The organism is Caballeronia fortuita (assembly GCF_001544835.2).
In the GTDB taxonomy this organism is placed as follows: domain Bacteria; phylum Pseudomonadota; class Gammaproteobacteria; order Burkholderiales; family Burkholderiaceae; genus Caballeronia; species Caballeronia fortuita.
This window is the reverse complement of the sequence record NZ_FCNX02000014.1, coordinates 110,517-126,931: the sequence shown is the minus strand read 5'-3', so window position 1 is coordinate 126,931 and position 16,415 is coordinate 110,517. Positions and strand designations below refer to the sequence as shown.

15 protein-coding genes and 1 pseudogene are annotated in these 16,415 nt (G+C 65.8%); 9 read left to right on the top strand and 7 right to left on the bottom strand.

Translation table 11 applies throughout. From position 1 onward, the window contains the following. Positions 1-3: 3 nt before the first annotated feature. A complete protein-coding gene (locus AWB77_RS25055; protein ID WP_061137235.1) occupies positions 4-1,863 on the bottom strand; it encodes a DUF3857 domain-containing transglutaminase family protein in 1,860 nt (619 codons plus the stop codon). 191 nt (positions 1,864-2,054) lie between these two features. Between AWB77_RS25055 and AWB77_RS25050 the strand changes: the two genes are divergently transcribed. Genes AWB77_RS25050 through AWB77_RS25040 form a run of 3 tightly spaced genes read left to right on the top strand, consistent with a single transcriptional unit; the run spans position 2,055 to position 5,440 of the window. Next, positions 2,055-3,224 carry an HPP family protein gene (locus AWB77_RS25050; protein WP_061137150.1) on the top strand — a complete coding sequence of 390 codons (1,170 nt, stop codon included), beginning with the start codon at positions 2,055-2,057 and terminating at the stop codon, positions 3,222-3,224. Beyond that, positions 3,221-3,631 (top strand): MarR family winged helix-turn-helix transcriptional regulator, encoded by a 411-nt coding sequence (locus AWB77_RS25045; protein ID WP_061137149.1) that lies wholly within the window; start codon positions 3,221-3,223, stop codon positions 3,629-3,631. The genes AWB77_RS25050 and AWB77_RS25045 overlap by 4 nt, the downstream gene beginning before the upstream one ends. A gap of 18 nt (positions 3,632-3,649) precedes the next feature. After that, on the top strand, positions 3,650-5,440 hold the full coding sequence (locus AWB77_RS25040) for a chloride channel protein (protein ID WP_061137148.1): 1,791 nt from the start codon (positions 3,650-3,652) through the stop codon (positions 5,438-5,440). On the opposite strand, the gene AWB77_RS25035 is transcribed toward AWB77_RS25040, so the two are convergent. Then, positions 5,400-6,653, bottom strand: a complete 1,254-nt coding sequence (locus tag AWB77_RS25035) for a glycosyltransferase family 9 protein (protein ID WP_061137147.1) — start codon at positions 6,651-6,653, stop codon at positions 5,400-5,402. The genes AWB77_RS25040 and AWB77_RS25035 overlap by 41 nt on opposite strands. Positions 6,654-6,931: 278 nt before the next feature. Between AWB77_RS25035 and AWB77_RS25030 the strand changes: the two genes are divergently transcribed. The 4 genes from AWB77_RS25030 (at position 6,932) to AWB77_RS25015 (ending at position 9,162) form a co-directional block, all read left to right on the top strand. Then, positions 6,932-7,837: an aldo/keto reductase gene (locus tag AWB77_RS25030; protein WP_061137234.1), complete on the top strand. Its 906-nt coding sequence runs from the start codon at positions 6,932-6,934 to the stop codon at positions 7,835-7,837. 19 nt (positions 7,838-7,856) lie between these two features. After that, positions 7,857-8,279, top strand: coding sequence for a DUF1810 domain-containing protein (locus AWB77_RS25025; RefSeq protein ID WP_061137146.1), 423 nt, complete (start codon positions 7,857-7,859; stop codon positions 8,277-8,279). A 53-nt stretch (positions 8,280-8,332) separates the two neighbouring features. After that, positions 8,333-8,548 carry a hypervirulence associated TUDOR domain-containing protein gene (locus tag AWB77_RS25020; protein WP_061137145.1) on the top strand — a complete coding sequence of 72 codons (216 nt, stop codon included), beginning with the start codon at positions 8,333-8,335 and terminating at the stop codon, positions 8,546-8,548. A 176-nt stretch (positions 8,549-8,724) separates the two neighbouring features. Continuing rightward, on the top strand, positions 8,725-9,162 hold the full coding sequence (locus AWB77_RS25015) for a PRC-barrel domain-containing protein (protein WP_061137144.1): 438 nt from the start codon (positions 8,725-8,727) through the stop codon (positions 9,160-9,162). A 48-nt stretch (positions 9,163-9,210) separates the two neighbouring features. Here AWB77_RS25015 and AWB77_RS25010 read toward each other — a convergent pair whose 3' ends face one another. Further along, positions 9,211-10,932, bottom strand: coding sequence for a methyl-accepting chemotaxis protein (locus AWB77_RS25010; RefSeq protein ID WP_061137143.1), 1,722 nt, complete (start codon positions 10,930-10,932; stop codon positions 9,211-9,213). A 261-nt stretch (positions 10,933-11,193) separates the two neighbouring features. Here AWB77_RS25010 and AWB77_RS25005 point away from each other — a divergent pair, with 261 nt between their 5' ends. After that, positions 11,194-12,450: an aminotransferase class V-fold PLP-dependent enzyme gene (locus AWB77_RS25005; RefSeq protein WP_061137142.1), complete on the top strand. Its 1,257-nt coding sequence runs from the start codon at positions 11,194-11,196 to the stop codon at positions 12,448-12,450. Between the two features lie 3 nt (positions 12,451-12,453). Here the strand turns inward: AWB77_RS25005 and AWB77_RS25000 are convergent, their stop codons facing one another. Then, positions 12,454-13,299 carry an NAD-dependent protein deacetylase gene (locus AWB77_RS25000; RefSeq protein ID WP_096031186.1) on the bottom strand — a complete coding sequence of 282 codons (846 nt, stop codon included), beginning with the start codon at positions 13,297-13,299 and terminating at the stop codon, positions 12,454-12,456. 147 nt (positions 13,300-13,446) lie between these two features. Here AWB77_RS25000 and AWB77_RS24995 point away from each other — a divergent pair, with 147 nt between their 5' ends. Next, entirely contained in the window at positions 13,447-14,457 is a 1,011-nt protein-coding gene (locus tag AWB77_RS24995) for a zinc-binding alcohol dehydrogenase family protein (protein ID WP_061137140.1), read from the top strand. 9 nt (positions 14,458-14,466) lie between these two features. Here AWB77_RS24995 and AWB77_RS24990 read toward each other — a convergent pair. The 3 genes and pseudogenes from AWB77_RS24990 to AWB77_RS24980 form a co-directional block, all read right to left on the bottom strand. Then, positions 14,467-14,860 (bottom strand): annotated as a pseudogene (locus tag AWB77_RS24990) (GFA family protein). Next, complete coding sequence (locus AWB77_RS24985; protein ID WP_061137139.1) at positions 14,857-15,429, bottom strand: hypothetical protein; 573 nt, start codon at positions 15,427-15,429, stop codon at positions 14,857-14,859. Before AWB77_RS24985 ends, AWB77_RS24990 begins: the two are co-directional and overlap by 4 nt. Before the next feature lie 205 nt (positions 15,430-15,634). Continuing rightward, positions 15,635-16,279, bottom strand: a complete 645-nt coding sequence (locus AWB77_RS24980) for an OmpW/AlkL family protein (RefSeq protein ID WP_208601564.1) — start codon at positions 16,277-16,279, stop codon at positions 15,635-15,637. Positions 16,280-16,415: the final 136 nt, after the last annotated feature.

The following is a 16,415-nucleotide window of genomic DNA, read 5'->3' as shown; positions in this document are numbered from 1 at the left end:
GGTTCATCGGCCTGCTGCCTTGACGATGATCTGCGCCTGCGTATCGCGCTCGATCTTCTTCAGCGCGGGCAGCGCCGCCCGGAAATCGTCGGGCGTGCAGACCTGCTTGCCGAAACGCGCGTCGAGCGTGCGCGAAATCTGCAGCACGTTCGACGACGCATCGAAGAGATAGCGCGCGTGGTAGCGGAAAACGTCAGTGGTCACATCGAGATCGTCGGGCACTTCGGCGACGCGCATCGTCCTTGGAAGCGTGATCTGCGAGACTTCGTCGAAGGTGCCGCCGATACACAGATACGGCTGCGTGCGCGTGCGCTCGGCGAGCCAGTTGCGCGCGGTCGTCGCGATGCCGCCCGACAGGCTCGATAGCGCGGGCAGCGCGGTCGTGCCGGTCGGCCAGACGACGTCGTCGAGCGTGCCGCGCATTGTCGTCGCGAACGGGCCGCTGCTTGCATCGACATCGCTCGTGGTCAGCAGGCCCGCGCCGCGCAGATTCGTGAAGCGCAGCCGGTCCGTCGCGATCTGGTCGCGCCGCTGCGCATTCGCGAGACGCAGATTCATCCGCTCGATCTCCGCGCTCCATCCCGCGTCCTCGACGCGATAGGCGAAGCGCGCCTCGCCCTCCTCCGGCACGTCGATCTGCAAACGCGCCATGCGCGCGAGCGGCTGCGTCGCGGGCGTGCGCGAAAGCGTGCCGCTTTGCACGAGCAGCGCGGGGCGGTCCATGTCGGCAAGCGGCAGAAAGCCGAACTCGACGCTCGACGCCGTGCTGTCCGCGAACACGCTCAGATCCGGCAGCCACGTGACGATGTGATTGATCGCGCCCGATCCGTAACCCGGCACCGACGGCAGCGTGTAGACCGCGCCGAGCCCGATCAGCGCGGGCTCGTTGCGGATGCCGACGGCATCGAGCAGCGCGCCGTACAGCGCGACGTGATCCTTGCAGTCGCCGTAGCGGTTCGCGAGCACGTCCGCCACCCGATGCGGCACCGCGGGACTCTGCCCGATGAACATCGCGACGTAGCGAATGTTCTGCCGCACCCAGTCGTAGAGCGTTTTCGCTTTCGCGCGATCGTCGCTGTCGTTTCGCGTGAGCGACTGCGCGAGCGCGCGGATCGCGGGATCGGCGGCGCTGGCATCGGCGGCGGCGTCGCGATAGCTTTTCGCGAAGCTCGCGTAGTCGGGGAACGTCGTGACCATCAGACGGTCGCCATACTGCGCATAGCCGACCGAGCCGCTTTCGAGGCGCGCGAAGCGATCGTGCCGGTACGCGAACGCATAACGCGTGCGCCCGTTTTCCGTGACGGGCGGCGCGGCGACGTAGCCGCGCGCATCGGCATAGAGCGGCTTGCCGGCGGGCAGATCGAAGACGAGCGTCTGTTGCAGGACGGGCCGCTGCCCCGGATCGACGTAATAGTTGAACTGCCCCGGAATCACCGCCGCCGACTGGCTCTTGCGAAAGCGCAGATGCACCGTCGAGCCGATGCCCACCGCCGGAAAAATCACCGCGCGCAGTTTCGCGTCCTGAAACGTGGGCGCGCCAGCCGAACGCGGCTCCTGAATGTCGCGGATCTGCTCGGGCGAGACATCGTGGCGCGCGCCGTTCGCATCGACGGAATATGCCTCGACGATGTCCACCTTCGTCACGCTCTTGTCGTACCAGACGTAACGCTGCGCGATTTCGTCGACGCCCGCCGATGTGTTCGCGCGCAGCACGGTGACGTCGTCTTCGGTCACCGAGCCATCGGCAGCGACGACGAATTCGTGCACGTCGCTAACGATGGTCGACGGGTCTTCGTCGGATGCGAACGCAATATCGGACGACGCGCACACGCACGCCACCAGGAGAAAGAAACGACGAGTCATGTCGAGGTATCCGCGCCGCGCGATGGAAAGCTCATCGTACAGGAGGACATTCATCGCGCGGCAAATCGAAACAGGCGACAATTTGTATCATATTGCGATACAATTTTGAGATTGTCGCACGCTTGCGTTCGCGCCGATCGATCCGGCGAGCCGGTGTGACCGTCCACTGACTCTTCCGGGAACGCTGAAAAGTGTCGCGTATCGCATTGCTTCGCTGGCTGCAAGGCTTTCTCCCCGCTCCGGTCACGCTGCGCTGGACCGAGCGTCTGCGCGCGGGACTGGGCGCGCTGATCGGCATTGCGCTGACGGGCGGGCTCGCGCATCTGCTGATCGGCGACGCATCCGCGACTCCGTTTCTCATCGCGCCGATGGGCGCATCGGCCGTGTTGCTGTTCGCCGTGCCCGCGAGTCCGCTCGCGCAGCCGTGGTCGATCATCGGCGGGAATATCGTCTCGGCGATCGTCGGCGTCACCTGTGCGATGTTCGTGCACGATCCCGTCGATGCCGCCGCGCTCGCCGTCTGTCTCGCCATCTGCGCGATGTTCGCGCTGCGCTGCGTGCATCCGCCGTCGGGCGCGGTCGCGCTGACGGCAGTGCTCGGCGGGCCGTCGATCCACGCGCTCGGCTATGGCTTCGTGATCGCGCCGGTGGCGCTCCAGTCGGCGGTGCTGTTGTTATCGGCAATCGCATTCCACGCGCTGACCGGGCATCGCTATCCGCACGGGCACGCAGCGCCGAAGCCGGCGACCACGCCGCCCGGCGCCACATCGTTCACGCGCGGCGATCTCGAAGCCGTGCTGTCGCGCCGCAGCGAAATGCTCGACGTCGATGCGGACGATCTCGAAGCGCTGCTGCGCGAGACGCAGTTGCAGGCTTACGCGCGCCGCTTCACCGAATACACGTGCGCGGACATCATGTCGCGCGCGATCGTCTCCGTGACACCCGATACGAGCGCGCAGGCCGCGCTCGCGCTCCTCGACAGACATCGCGTGAAGGCGCTGCCGGTGCTCGACGCGACGCGCCGCGTGTGCGGCATCGTCACGCGCGCGGACCTGGCGCCGGTGCGCGGCGGCATCGCCGGGCGGGCGAAACAGGCGATCGAACGGCTGATGCGCGGCCCGTCCGCGACGACGCCGCTCGTCGCCGCGCTGATGACGACCGACGTCTGCACGGTGAAGACGAGCACGGCCATCGCCGACCTGGTGCCGATGTTCGCGCACTTCGGGCATCACCACATTCCGGTTGTCGGCCCGCACGATCAGCTCGCGGGCATGATCACCGAGGCCGATCTGATCGCCGGGCTTTATCGGCAGGCCCTTTCGGGCGAGCCCGAAGCCGCCGCGCCGCTGGAAACCCGATGAACACGCCGCGCAAACTCGACAAACCGGACTTCGAACAATTGTCCGAATTCCGCTATCAGATGCGGCGCTTCGAGCGCTTTTCTGAGCGCGCCGCGCAGGACGAAGGCATCACGCCGCTGCAATATCTGCTGCTCTTGCACATAAAGGGCTATCCGGGCCGCGACTGGGCGACGGTCGGCGAACTGGCGGAGCGGCTGCAAGCGCATCACCACGGCGTCGTGGCGCTGATTACGCGCTGCGAGGCGGCCGGGCTCGTGCGCCGCGCGCAAAGCGAGGAGGATCGCCGGCAGGTGCGCGTGCTGCTCGAAACACGCGGCGAAGAAGTGCTCGCGCGGCTGGCTGCGCTGCATCGCGCTGAAATCAAATCGCTGGAAGGCGCGTTTCGCGTGCCGCAGATCGATCTCTGAAATTCCGGGAGCATCCGCATGGACCAACACAAACGCGACTTTTCGGTCAACGACCGGCTGCTTAAGATATGCGGGCTCGCCGCCGTCATCGGCGGGATCGCGACGCTCGCGGCCATCTTGCTGCTCGGGCTCATCCATCTCTTCACCAATCTCTTTTTCTTCGGCACCTTGTCTATCGAAGACAGGTCGCCCGCGCTCAACGCGCTCGGGGCGTGGGTGATCGCGATTCCGGTGATCGGCGGACTGATCGTCGGGATGATGGCGCGCTTCGGCTCGGACAAGATTCGCGGCCACGGCATTCCGGAGGCGATCGAGGCGATTCTCTTCGGCAAGAGCCGCATGTCGCCCAAGGTGGCGATCCTGAAGCCGCTGTCGTCGGGCATCGTGATCGGCAGCGGCGGGCCGTTCGGCGCGGAAGGCCCGATCATCATGACGGGCGGCGCGCTCGGCTCGCTGATCGCGCAATGCTTCGACGTGACGGCGGCCGAGCGCAAGACGCTGCTCGTCGCGGGCGCGGCGGCGGGCATGACGGCCGTGTTCGGCACGCCCGTCGCGGCGGTGCTGCTCGCGGTCGAGCTGCTGCTCTTCGAATGGCGTCCGCGCAGCTTTCTGCCGGTCGCGCTCGCGTGCGCGGTCGCGGGTTTCGCGCGCGCGGCGGTGTTCGGCACGGGCGCGCTCTTTCCGCTCGACACGCCGCCGCCGCACATGATCTCGCTGCTGTCGTGCCTCGTGGCGGGGCTTTTGTCGGGCGCGCTGGCGTCGGGGCTGTCGGCGGCGCTCTACAAGCTCGAAGACCTGTTCCACAAGCTGCCGATCCACTGGATGTGGTGGCCGGCGCTCGGCGCGGTGGCCGTCGGTATCGGCGGATATATCGAGCCGCGCGCGCTCGGCGTGGGCTATGACGTGATCGGCGATCTGCTGCATCAGCACATCGCGATTCAGGTGGCGCTCGCGATTCTCGCCGTGAAGGCGATCATCTGGGTCGTCGCGCTCGCCTCGGGCACGTCGGGCGGCGTGCTCGCGCCGCTGCTCATGCTCGGCGCGGGCCTCGGCACCGCGCTCGGCGCGATCCTGCCCGGCCACGACGCCGCGCTCTGGCCGCTCGTGTGCATGGCCGCGACGCTCGGCGCGACGCTGGGCGCGCCGCTCACCGCGATCGTCTTCGCCTTCGGCCTCACGCATGATGCCAACGCGCTCCTGCCGCTGCTCGCCGCGACGCTCGTCGCGCACGGCTTCGCGACCGTCGTGATGAAGCGCTCGATCATGACCGAGAAGATCGCGCGGCGCGGCTATCACATCTATCGCGAATACGGCGTGGATCCGCTGGAGCGTCATCACGTCGATGAAGTCATGACGCGCGACGTGCTGACCATCGACGCGGCCACGCCGCTCACCGATGTGCTCGCAAAGCACTTCGGGCCGCAACAGGCGCATCGTGCTTATCCGGTCGTCCGCGGCGGAGTGCTTGTCGGCATGCTGGATCGCGCGTCGCTGGGGACGTTGATCGAGGCGTTGGCGGGACAGGATGCGGGCGTCGATATCGGCGATGCCTTGCGGCGCTCACAGCCCGGCGCGCCGGCGTTGGCGTTGCCGGGCGAACCGTGCCGCCTCGCCGCGACGCGGCTCGCCGTGCATGAACTGGAGCGGCTGCCAGTGGTGACGGACGAGGCGACGCGGCGGCTCGTCGGCATCGTGTCGCGCAGCGATCTCGTGAAGCCCGCGCGCGCGCACTTCGACGAAGAGCATCGGCGCGAGCGTTTCAGGGGTTTCAGGGGTTTCCGGAAGCCGCCTGCATTGCGAAAGCATTGAGATCGCGCTGGAGATCGGCGAGCGGCTGCGTCCAGTTGCCGAGTTCCGTCTGCCGATAAAGCCACATCGACGGATACCACGGCGTGAAGCGCTGACAATCGAGCCAGCGGCTGTCGCAGGCCTGCGACAGCATCACCCAGACAGGCCGGTTCAGCGCGCCGGCCAGATGCGCCGCGCCCGTGTCGACGGTAACGAGCAGATCGAGCTGTTCCAGCACGCGCGCGGTGTCGCCGAAGGTCGCGAGACGCGGCCCGATATCGATCACGCCGTGGCGGTCCATCATCGCGCGTTCGTCGTCGCCGATGTCGCCGACCTGAAGCGAATAGAACTGGCACGTCTGGCCGGCTAGCAAGGGTTCGAGCCGTGCGAGCGGCATGGACCGGTACGGCTCCTGCCGCACCTTGCTCGCGCTGCGCCAGATCAAGCCGACCTTCGGACGCGCCGTTTCGATGTTCAGCAGCGCGTCGATGTCGGCGGACATGCGCTTGGCCGGATCGATGGCGATGCGCGCGCCGGGATTTTCCATCGGAAAGTATGGCGAGCGTTGATAACGCGCGAAGAGGCTGAACGGGAAGGTTATCCGATCGCTACTCTGGATCCTGGCGAAGCGTTGCTCGTTTGTCGCCAAGGACAGTTCGACCTGTTCGCTTTGCTGGAAAATCTCGTCCCATCCCGGGAAATATTCGAGGACGACGGCGCTCGCGCCTTCGCGCAACAAGGCATCGATATAACGCGAGAACTGGACGAAATCGCCGAAACCGCCTTCCGCGAGAACGTATATCCGCAGCCCCGCGACGGGCTCGTCCATGCCGAGCAACTTGTCCTGCAATACGCCTTGCGTGACAGAACTGTCGACGAGAATGAGATGATGGAACGCCTCCGCATACGACCTGCCGCGGATTGTCCGGAAATGCTCGTGCGCCTCGTGGAACTTTCCGAGGGACATCAGCACCGTGCAAAGCTCCTCGGTGAGCGAGTACCGGTTGGTCATCGATAGCGGCTCCGCGAGCCCGATCTTCAGAAATCTTTCGGCTTTCGCGTGCATACCGAGAAAATTCAGGTCGATGCCGAGCTGCGCGAGCCAGCAGCCGGGGTCGGGCGAATCGGCAAGCCGCGTGGCGAGCGCGCAGGCTTCGGCGGCGCGACCCGCCATCCGCAGCGCGCGGATGAGATCGAGCGGCGTCATGTCTCGGATGTCTTCGGTATCGGCCATGCTTGTAGTTCGTAAAGGCGGCGGTCAAGAGCGGAGATATTAGTTGCCCGATGCATCGCAAGCGCAAAAAAGCGTGACTTCAAGGTAGACGTGCGGAACTGGATGCGGAAAGACACTTTTCGTCAACGGGCGTTTCGGGAAGGGAAAAAATGGGCGTGGCGCTGGGCTGGCCGACTGGAGGCGCCGGTCATCGCATTGCCAAGTCGAATCGAACGTGCGCAACGGATCGTCCGATTTTTTCTAATATGCAATGTCCGCCGACATCCGCCGCTCCGCCCATGACCACCCGCCGCGATTTCCTGCGCTTCACCACCGCCGCCGCGCTCGTGACGCAAGCGCCCGGCTCCGCCCACGCCGCCGAAGCCATGCACACTCGCCCGATCCCGTCGACGAAGGAGCCGCTTCCCGTCGTCGGCTGCGGCACCTGGCGCACCTTCGACGCCGGCGACGACCCCGCCCGCCGCCGCGAACTTGCCGACGTCCTGCGCGCGCTCTTCGCGGCCGGCGGCTCGGTCATCGATTCGTCGCCGATGTACGGTTCCTCAGAAGCGGTCGGCGGCGCGCTGCTCGCCCAGTCGCAGACGCGCGAAAAAGCGTTCATCGCGACCAAAGTCTGGACCGAAGGACGCGAAGCCGGCATCGCGCAGATGGAACAATCGCTGCGCTTGTGGCAGACCGATCGCATCGACCTCATGCAGATACACAACCTGCTCGACTGGCGCACGCAACTCGCCACGCTGCGCGACTGGAAAGCGGCGGGCAAGGTGCGCTATATCGGCGTGACGCATTACACCGCCAGCGCGTTTGCCCAAGTCGAAGCCGTGCTGCGCGCCGAACGCGTCGACTTCGTCCAGATCAACTACGCCGCCAACGATCGCGACGCCGAAGCGCGCCTCTTGCCGCTCGCCGCCGAGCGCGGCGTCGCGGTAATCGTGAATCAGCCGTTCGGCGGCGGCTCGCTGCTTTCGAGCCTGCGCAACCGGCCGCTGCCGGGTTTCGCCCAGGACATCGGCTGCACATCCTGGGCACAGCTTCTGCTGAAATTCGTGCTGGGCAATCCCGCCGTGACCTGCGTCATTCCCGGCACGGGACGGCGCGAATACATGATCGACAACGCGCGCGCGGGCTTCGGCGTCTATCCCGATGCGGCGATGCGGCAGCGCATTGCCGATGCCGTCGCTTAGCGGAAAACGAGGAGCAAACATGAGCGATCCATTCGACTTGCAGCGTTTCGTCGATGCACAGCAAAACGTCATCGACGATGTGCGCGCCGAACTCAGCGCCGGCCGCAAACGCACGCACTGGATGTGGTTCGTCTTTCCGCAGATCTCCGGTCTCGGACACAGCGCGATGGCACAGCACTACGCAATCTCGTCGCGCGACGAAGCCCGCGCCTTTCTCGCGCATCCCGTGCTGGGCGCGCGGCTCGCCGAGCTGACGCGCATCGTCAACGGCGTGCAGGGGCGCGGCGCCGATGCAATTTTCGGCTATCCGGACGACATGAAATTTCATTCGTCGATGACGCTCTTCGCGCATACCGCCGACGATCCCGCGGTCTTCGATGAAGCGCTGCGCCGCTACTTCGACAGCCGTCCCGACGACGCGACGCTCAGCCGCCTGAAATGACGGGCATGGCGGTTGCGCCGCGCCAGAGCCTTCACTACTCCGGAGCCCACGCCATGAGCAAGACCTTCAAGCTGCACGATCACGTCCGCTGGAACACGCCGCAAGGCGAAACGACGGGGCATATCGTGCGCGTCGTCACCGAGCGCACGACGCTCGACGGTCATACCGTCAACGCATCGCAGGACGATCCGCATTTCGAAGTGGAAAGCGACAAGAGCGGCAGACGCGCCGTGCACAAGGGCGACGCGCTCAAGCGGATATCGCACTGACGCCTTTATCAGGACGCGCTCGAGACGCCGCACGTTCGCACTATTGCAGTGCGTGCGGCGCGTCCAGACACCGTTTCTGCAGAAACCACGATTAACGTTCAAACTTCTACCGCGCTGGAAGCTTGAATCGCGCATTCCATTGAACGGTACACCCAATCCTTTGAGGAATCGAACCAATGAAATCGAAACTCGTGGCACTGCTCGTTGCATCGTCGGCACTTGGCCTGACTTCCACGGCATCGTTCGCCCAGGTCGCGGGCTCACAACCGCTCGGCGTATCGGTCGAAGTATCGACCGCCATCATCGACGGCTGGAGCGTCAAGAAATCGGTTCTCAACAAGCCGGTCGTCAACGAACAGGGACAACGCGTCGGCGTCATCAACGACATCATCGTCGCGCCCGACAAATCGGTGTCGTTCGCGATCATCGCGGCGAACAAGTTCCTGGGCGTCGCGCGTCACGACGTGGCCATCCCCATCGACCAGCTCGACGTGAAGGACGGCAAGTTCGTGCTCGCGGGCGCGACCAAGGACGCGATCAAGGCGCTGCCCGAGTTCCAGTACAACAAGGTCAAGTCGACGCCGATCCCGCGCGCGCAGTTCGAGCATCACTAAAGCGCATCGGCCGCCGCACGAGCGTGCGGCCGAAGCAACGCGACGGCGTCAGAAGCTGCTCCAGCCGTCGGCGCCGGCGGGGTTCGCCACCGCGACCTGCGCCACGCGCGGCGCGGGTTTCGTAACGGGCGCGCGCGTCACATGTGTCGCGTGCGGCACTTTCTCCACGCGCTCCATGCGAGGCGCGGCGTGCGTGACCGCTGCCGGCGCGCCGTCCACCGTGAAGAACGCAACGGCTTCGTTGAGCCTGCGGCCTTGTTCCTCGAGCGAGGTCGCAGCCGCTGCCGCTTCCTCGACCAGCGCGGCGTTCTGCTGCGTCACTTCGTCCATCTGCGTGATCGCGAGGTTCACCTGCTCGATGCCGCGTCCCTGTTCCGCCGACGCCGCCGCGATCTCCTCCATGATGTCCGTCACGCGCGCGACGGCCTGCGTCACTTCGGCCATCGTCGTGCCCGCTTCGCTTGCCAGCACGGAACCGTCGCGCACCTTGCCGACCGAATCCGCGATCAGTTCCTTGATCTCCTTGGCCGCCGTCGACGAACGCTGCGCGAGACTGCGCACTTCGCTCGCGACGACCGCGAAGCCGCGGCCCTGCTCGCCCGCGCGCGCCGCCTCGACCGCCGCGTTGAGCGCGAGAATGTTGGTCTGGAACGCGATGCCTTCGATGATGCCCGTGATATCCGCGATCTTGTCGGAGCTGTCGCTGATGCCGTTCATCGTCTCGACCACGCGGCCGACGACATCGCTGCCCTTCTTTGCGATATCCGACGCGTTCGACGCGAGCGAACTCGCCTGCTGCGCGTTCTCGGCGTTCTGACGCACCGTCGAGGTGAGTTCTTCCATGCTCGCCGCCGTTTCCTGCAACGACGCGGCCTGTTCCTCGGTGCGCTGGCTCAGGTCGATATTGCCCGTCGCAAGCTCCTTCGCCGCGCCGCCGACCGCGCCGCTGCTTTCGCGCACGCGGCTCACGATGTCGGTGAGGCGCGTGTTCATCGTCGCGAGCGCGCGCAGCAGGTCGCCGGTCTCATCCTTCGCCTGTGCGACGATGCGGCTCGTCAGATCGCCGCGCGCTACCGTCTGCGCGATGCCGACCGCCTCGCCGATCGGCGTCGTGATCGAACGCGTGACCATCACGCCCGCGACCACGGCGAAGAGCGCCGCCGCCGCGCACAGCGCGATCAGCACGTTGCGCTGCGTCTCGTAGCTGGCCTGATCCGCGCGCACGATTTCGTCGCGACGCGTGGCGGTGTAGCTCGCGTAATCGTCGGTGGCTTTCACGAGTTGCGCGAGGAGCGGACGGCATTCGTCGTCGAGCGCCACCACGGCTTCCTCGTGCTTGCCCGAGAGCGCGAGCCCCGCGATTTTCGTCGCGACCGGACTGTAGAGCGCCTCCACGCGCAGCATCTCGGCGACGAGGTGCTTCGCCTTCTCGCTCGTGTCGCTCGCGGCGGCGATCATGTCGTTGAGCTGCTTGAGCCGCGCCTGAAGGTCCTCGTGCGCGCGCGTAACCTCGGCTTTTTCGATCTCGATGTCGGCGGGCTTCGTAACGAGCACGAGATTACGCGCGGCGATCGCACGGCGGTCGACGGCCGTGCGGACCCGACTGGCGACGTCGGCGCGCGCGTTGATGCCGTTCACGTAATTCGCGAAACCGTCCGTCGCCGCCGACAGCGCATGCAGGGACATGCCCGCCACCAGCACGACGAGCACAGCCAGAATGCCGAAGCCAGCGACCAGCTTGTTCCGGATCGTAATGTTCTTGAGGTTCATTTTCAGGGCTCTCTCAGGGTCCGTTAAGGGACATACGGCGTCACGACCGATTCGCGCGGCATACTGCACGCACGAACGACCTTCTGCGCACGCGGTGCGCCGACGCTCTTCCTGATGATTACGGCCCGTTGTTCTGCGTCTTAAGTGCAAAGAAGCAATTAGTCCCTGCTTTGTCCACGTCACCCGGTAAGTTCGTTACCATATCTGAGCGGTTGGCGAGGTAAGCCTTTCCATCCTTTCTTCGACAAAACGCCTTTTTCGATGCCCGATCCCCTCGATTTCCGCACCTCAGACTTCGACGCCGCGCTTGCGGCCCTTCCGCCCGCGCCCACGAGAGCCCTCGCCACCGACGAGCATTACTGGCATGCGGTGCGCGGCCTGTGGCGCCAGTCGGACGCGCTGATCAATCTGGAGAACGGCTTCTGGGGTGCGATGACGGAGCCGGTCAAGGCGATGTTCCATTACTGGACCGAGCGCGTGAATCGCGAAACGACGCTCCTGATCCGTCCGCATTTGATGACGCTGTATCAGGGTTTGCGTGAGCGCGTCGCGCGGGAGATGGGCTGCGCGGTCGAGGAAATCGAGCTGACGCGCAACGCGACCGAAGCGCTGCTCGCGCTGATCAGCGGCTACAACCGCCTCGCAAGCGGCGACACGGTGCTCTACAGCGATCTGGATTACCCGTGCGCGAAGGACGCGATGGAATGGCTGCGCGCGCGGCGCGGCGTGTCGCCCGTGCGTATCACGATGCCCGAACCCGCGACGCGTGAAGCCGTGCTCGAAACTTACGCGAAGGCGCTACGTGCGCATCCGCGCACGCGGCTCGTGCTGCTGTCGCACGTATGCTTCGCGACGGGCCTCGTGATCCCGGTCGCGGAGATATCGGCGATGGCGAAACAGGCGGGCGCCGACGTGATCGTCGATGCCGCGCATTCCTGGGGTCAGCTCAATTTCGACGTGCCCGATCTGGACGCGCCGTTCGCCGCGCTGAATCTGCACAAGTGGATCGGCGCGCCGCTCGGCTGCGGCGCGATCTATATCCGCAAGGGACACGTCGCATCGATCGATCCGTATCTGGGCGACACCAGTTGGCCCGCCGACGATATCCGCGCGCGCGTGCACACCGGCTCGCCGAACTTCGCCGCGTGGTTTTCGCTGCCATCGGCGCTCGACGTGCACGTGCGCATCGGCGCGAAGGCCAAAGAAGCGCGTCTGCGAGCGTTGCGCGATGCGTGGGCGAAACCCGCGCGCGAACTTCGCGGCGTGCAGATCATGACGCCCGACGATCCTTCGATGACCGCGGGCATCACCGCGTTCCGGCTGAACGGGCACGCGACCAAAGATGGCTGCGACGCGATCGTCGCCGCTTTGCGCGACCGCTTCGGCGTGTTCACCGTGACGCGGCCAGGCCCGGACGCAGGCGAAGTCGTGCGCGTGACGCCCGCGCTTTTTTCGCGGATGTCGGATGCCGAGCGTCTGCTGGAAGGCATCGCGGCGCTCTCGCGCGAGGGCGCGTAGCCGTCAGGGACGCGCGTCGAGAAGCTCGATCAAACGTTCGAGCGCGTCCGAACACGGCGCTTCGACTTTCAGCGCGAGGAGCGCATCGGCGCGCGTCTTGCCGATGTTGATCGCCGCGATCGGCTTGCCGCTCTTCGCGGCCCATTCGCAGAACCGGTAGCCCGAATACACCATCAGCGACGAGCCCACGACGAGCATCGCGTCGGCGGCTTCGAGCGAGCGCGCGGCGTCGTCGACGAGCACGCGCGGCACGCTTTCGCCGAAGAACACCACATCGGGCTTGAGCACGCCGCCGCAGCGCGTGCAACCCGGCACATCGAACGATGCGAAGTCGAGATCCTCGATCTGCGCGTCGCCGTCCGGAACCGCGGGCGCCGTATAGCCGGCGAACGCCGGATTCGCCGCCTCCAGCATGCGCTGGACGGCCGCGCGCGTATGCCGCTCGCCGCATTCGATACAGCGCACCCGCCCGATATTGCCGTGCAATTCGATGACGTCGGGATTGCCCGCGCGCGTGTGCAGGCCATCGACGTTCTGCGTGACGAGCCGATGCACCCGTGAACGCGCCGCGAGCGCGCGCAACGCGTGATGCGCGGCGTTCGGCTGCGCGTTCTGCACGACCGGCCAGCCGATCAGACTGCGCGCCCAGTAACGCCGCCGCGCGTAGTCGGAGCCGAGAAAATCCTTCAGCAGAATGGGCGCGCGGCCTGTGCGCTGACCCTCGCGGTCGCGATAACACGGAATGCCCGATTCCGTGCTGATGCCCGCGCCCGATAGCACGAAAAGCCGCGGATGCCGCTCGACGAATTCATGAAGCTGCTGCACGTGCCGTCCTTTTTTCCTTGTCAGAGCGATGTGCTCCCGTGGAAATATAAGGCGAAACCGCGAACGTCGCTGGCCTTACCACTTTTTCAGGATTCAAATTGGCTTGACCAAAACAGCGCGCCTCGTTAGATTGTCGATGCCCCACTCCAACGACATATCGAGACATCCAGCATGCTGACCGTCATCTGCGAAACGCCCGGAACCCTGAAAGCCGAACAGCGCGAAAAGCCCCAGCGCGGCGACAACGAAGTGCTGCTGCGCGTGAAGCGCGTCGGCGTGTGCGGAACCGATCTGCACATCTTCACCGGCAATCAGCCGTATCTATCGTATCCGCGCGTGATGGGCCACGAGTTGTCGGGCGTGATCGAGGAAGCGGACGCGGCGAGCGGCCTGAAGGCGGGCGATACCGTGTATGTGATGCCGTATCTGTCGTGCGGCAAGTGCATCGCGTGCCGTCAGGGCAAGACCAATTGCTGCGTGAATATCCAGGTGCTCGGCGTGCATCGCGACGGCGCATTCACCGAATATCTGAATCTGCCCGCGCAATTCGTCCATAAGGCCGAGGGCGTCACGCTCGATCAGGCCGCAATGGTCGAATTTCTCGCGATCGGCGCGCACGCCGTGCGCCGCGCGGACGTGCAGCCGGGGCAGCGCGTGCTGGTCGTCGGCACGGGCCCGATCGGCATGGCCGCGCTTACCTTCGCGCGACTGCGCGGCGCGAACGTCACCGCGCTCGATACGCGCGAAGACCGCCTGGCGTTCTGCAAGCGCGAGCTGAAAGTGGACGCGACGGTACAGATCGGCGAGCACGACAAGGAACAACTGTCGACGCTCACGAACGGCGAATTCTTCGATGTCGTGTTCGATGCGACCGGCAATTCACGCGCGATGGAGCGCGGCTTCGAGTTCATCGCGCATGGCGGGAAGTATGTGCTGGTGTCGATCGTGCCGGACCGCATTTCCTTTGCCGATCCCGAGTTCCACAAGCGCGAAGCGACGCTGCTCGCGAGCCGCAACGCGACGCCCGAAGACTTCGAGACCGTGCTCGCGGCGATGCGCAAGGGCGAAGTGCCGACGGATGCGCTCAACACCCACCGGCTGACGTTGAACGACGTGCCCACGCAGTTCTCGTCGCTGCTCGATCCGAAGGCCGGCGTCGTGAAGGCGATCGTCGAATGTTGATGGTTTGAATCAGGGCGTGCCGCGAACGAAACGCGGCCGTCCTTGCGCGTCGTGCCACGGCTCGGCGTTCTTGCACCAGATTTCGTACTGCGGCGGATAGAGGCCGGTTTCATCGAAGATGCCGGTCGGCACTTCGATTTCGTCGACGCCGTCGAACGTCAGATAGACGGGCGAGCCGCACGCCGGACAGTGATGCCGCCTGCCCGTCGCGGAACTCGCCCACGACCGTGTCGCCCGACACGGAAACCGCATCGCGCGGGAAGATCGCGTACACGCCGAACGGCGCGCCGTGGATGCGCCGGCACGTCATGCAATGACACAGATTCACTTCCTTCGGCGCGCCCGCGACGCGCACGCGCACCGCGCCGCATGCGCATCCGCCTTCGTGAACCTGCTGATTCATCGCGTGAAGTAGCCGCGGTTCTGCATACATTCGCTGTAGGCGCGCCAGTAGCGCGTCATCGGCGGTTCGGGCGGCGGCAGCGGCGGCATCTTCATGTCGCCGCCGTAGATCGCATCGGATGCGCCGGATGCGCCCGCCGCCATCGATGCTGGCACGGCCGGCATTGCCGGTATCGTCCCCGATGCGGGATGCGGCAACGCGCCTGAAGCCATCGTCGCCGATGCGCCGGAAGCTGCAACCGTACCCGATGCCGGCACCGCTCCCGAAGCCGCGTGCGCCGCCGATGCTGCCGACGCGCCCGATGCGCCCGGCGGCAGCGGCGGCTCGACGGGACGCGGCGGCGTGAGCGTGCGCGCATCGCGCTGAGCCTGCGCATCGCGCGGCTGCGTCTGCGGCTCGCGCGCCATGTTCACTTTGGTCGTCTGATTGGCATAGCCGTAGCAGGCGGCGTTATCGACGGATTGCTGCCAGGCGCTCTGGCTGCGTCCGGGCACGGTGAGCGGCTGTTGTGCGAAGGCGGCGCCACACGCCGCGAGCAACGCGATTCCCGCGTAAGTGGAAGGTCTCATTGGCTTGCAGTTCCCCGATGCGGTTTTATTAGTCGTTGCAGATACTGCGCCGCCCGCACATGCGTCGGGCGGCGCGAGTCTGCGCCGGGCCTGCTGTCAAGGATACCGCGACCGCCGAACCGTCCACGCCAGAAGCACCGGCATCTTCCGCCAATTTGCGGACGATGCGCGGCGCGGCGCACACGCGCCGGAGCGTGCCGCGCGATCAGAACTTCATGCCGACGCCCAGGCCGATCACCCACGGGTCGATCTTGAGCGAGCCGAGATCGGCGCCGCCCGCCGACGCGCTCGTGCGCATCCAGATCTTCTTCACGTCCGCGTTGACGAAGAGATTCTTCGCGACCTGAACGTCGACGCCCGCCTGCAGCGCCGGGCCGAAGCTGCTGTGCTTGATCGACACGGGTGTATCGCCGGCCTTGAGCTTGTCGTTGTAGAAGTACGTGTAGTTCAGGCCCGCGCCGACGTACGGACGCACGCGGCCCGCGTGATTGAAGTGATATTGCAGGAGCAGCGTCGGCGGCAGCACGCCCACGCCGCCCAATCCGCCGATGCTCGACGTCACCTGATGCCGCGACGTGCCGAGAATCAGCTCGACGCCGATATCGTCGCGAATCATGTAGGTGAAGTCGAGCTCCGGCACGATCGCATTGTTCACGTCGACGCCGAGCGAGCCGAGCGCGCCGCCCGCTTTGACATCGGGCTGAATGCTGATCGCGCGCAGGCGGACCAGCACGTCGCCGGCGTGAATGCCGCCCATCGAATCACCCGACGTTGCATCGCCCGCCGCGTGCGCCGCGCCCGCGAACAACGCCGCACATGCCAGGACCACTGCTCCGAGACCTTTTCTCATTTCTTGCTTTTCCACGTTAAAACGAGAATTGTCCCGGGCGCGGCGCGGCGCGCTTTTGACGGCGATCAATGCGTATCGTCACGTTCGGCTTAACGCGACGAACCTTGCGCAACGGCAAACGTGCGACGGCTCGCCG

Coding starts and splice junctions, on each gene's coding strand:
- AWB77_RS25055 (WP_061137235.1), bottom strand. CDS start 1,863: ATGACTCGTCGTTTCTTTCTCCTGGTGGCGTGCGTGTGCGCGTCGTCC.
- AWB77_RS25045 (WP_061137149.1), top strand. CDS start 3,221: ATGAACACGCCGCGCAAACTCGACAAACCGGACTTCGAACAATTGTCC.
- AWB77_RS25040 (WP_061137148.1), top strand. CDS start 3,650: ATGGACCAACACAAACGCGACTTTTCGGTCAACGACCGGCTGCTTAAG.
- AWB77_RS25035 (WP_061137147.1), bottom strand. CDS start 6,653: ATGGCCGATACCGAAGACATCCGAGACATGACGCCGCTCGATCTCATC.
- AWB77_RS25030 (WP_061137234.1), top strand. CDS start 6,932: ATGACCACCCGCCGCGATTTCCTGCGCTTCACCACCGCCGCCGCGCTC.
- AWB77_RS25025 (WP_061137146.1), top strand. CDS start 7,857: ATGAGCGATCCATTCGACTTGCAGCGTTTCGTCGATGCACAGCAAAAC.
- AWB77_RS25020 (WP_061137145.1), top strand. CDS start 8,333: ATGAGCAAGACCTTCAAGCTGCACGATCACGTCCGCTGGAACACGCCG.
- AWB77_RS25015 (WP_061137144.1), top strand. CDS start 8,725: ATGAAATCGAAACTCGTGGCACTGCTCGTTGCATCGTCGGCACTTGGC.
- AWB77_RS25010 (WP_061137143.1), bottom strand. CDS start 10,932: ATGAACCTCAAGAACATTACGATCCGGAACAAGCTGGTCGCTGGCTTC.
- AWB77_RS25005 (WP_061137142.1), top strand. CDS start 11,194: ATGCCCGATCCCCTCGATTTCCGCACCTCAGACTTCGACGCCGCGCTT.
- AWB77_RS24995 (WP_061137140.1), top strand. CDS start 13,447: ATGCTGACCGTCATCTGCGAAACGCCCGGAACCCTGAAAGCCGAACAG.
- AWB77_RS24985 (WP_061137139.1), bottom strand. CDS start 15,429: ATGAGACCTTCCACTTACGCGGGAATCGCGTTGCTCGCGGCGTGTGGC.
- AWB77_RS24980 (WP_208601564.1), bottom strand. CDS start 16,279: ATGAGAAAAGGTCTCGGAGCAGTGGTCCTGGCATGTGCGGCGTTGTTC.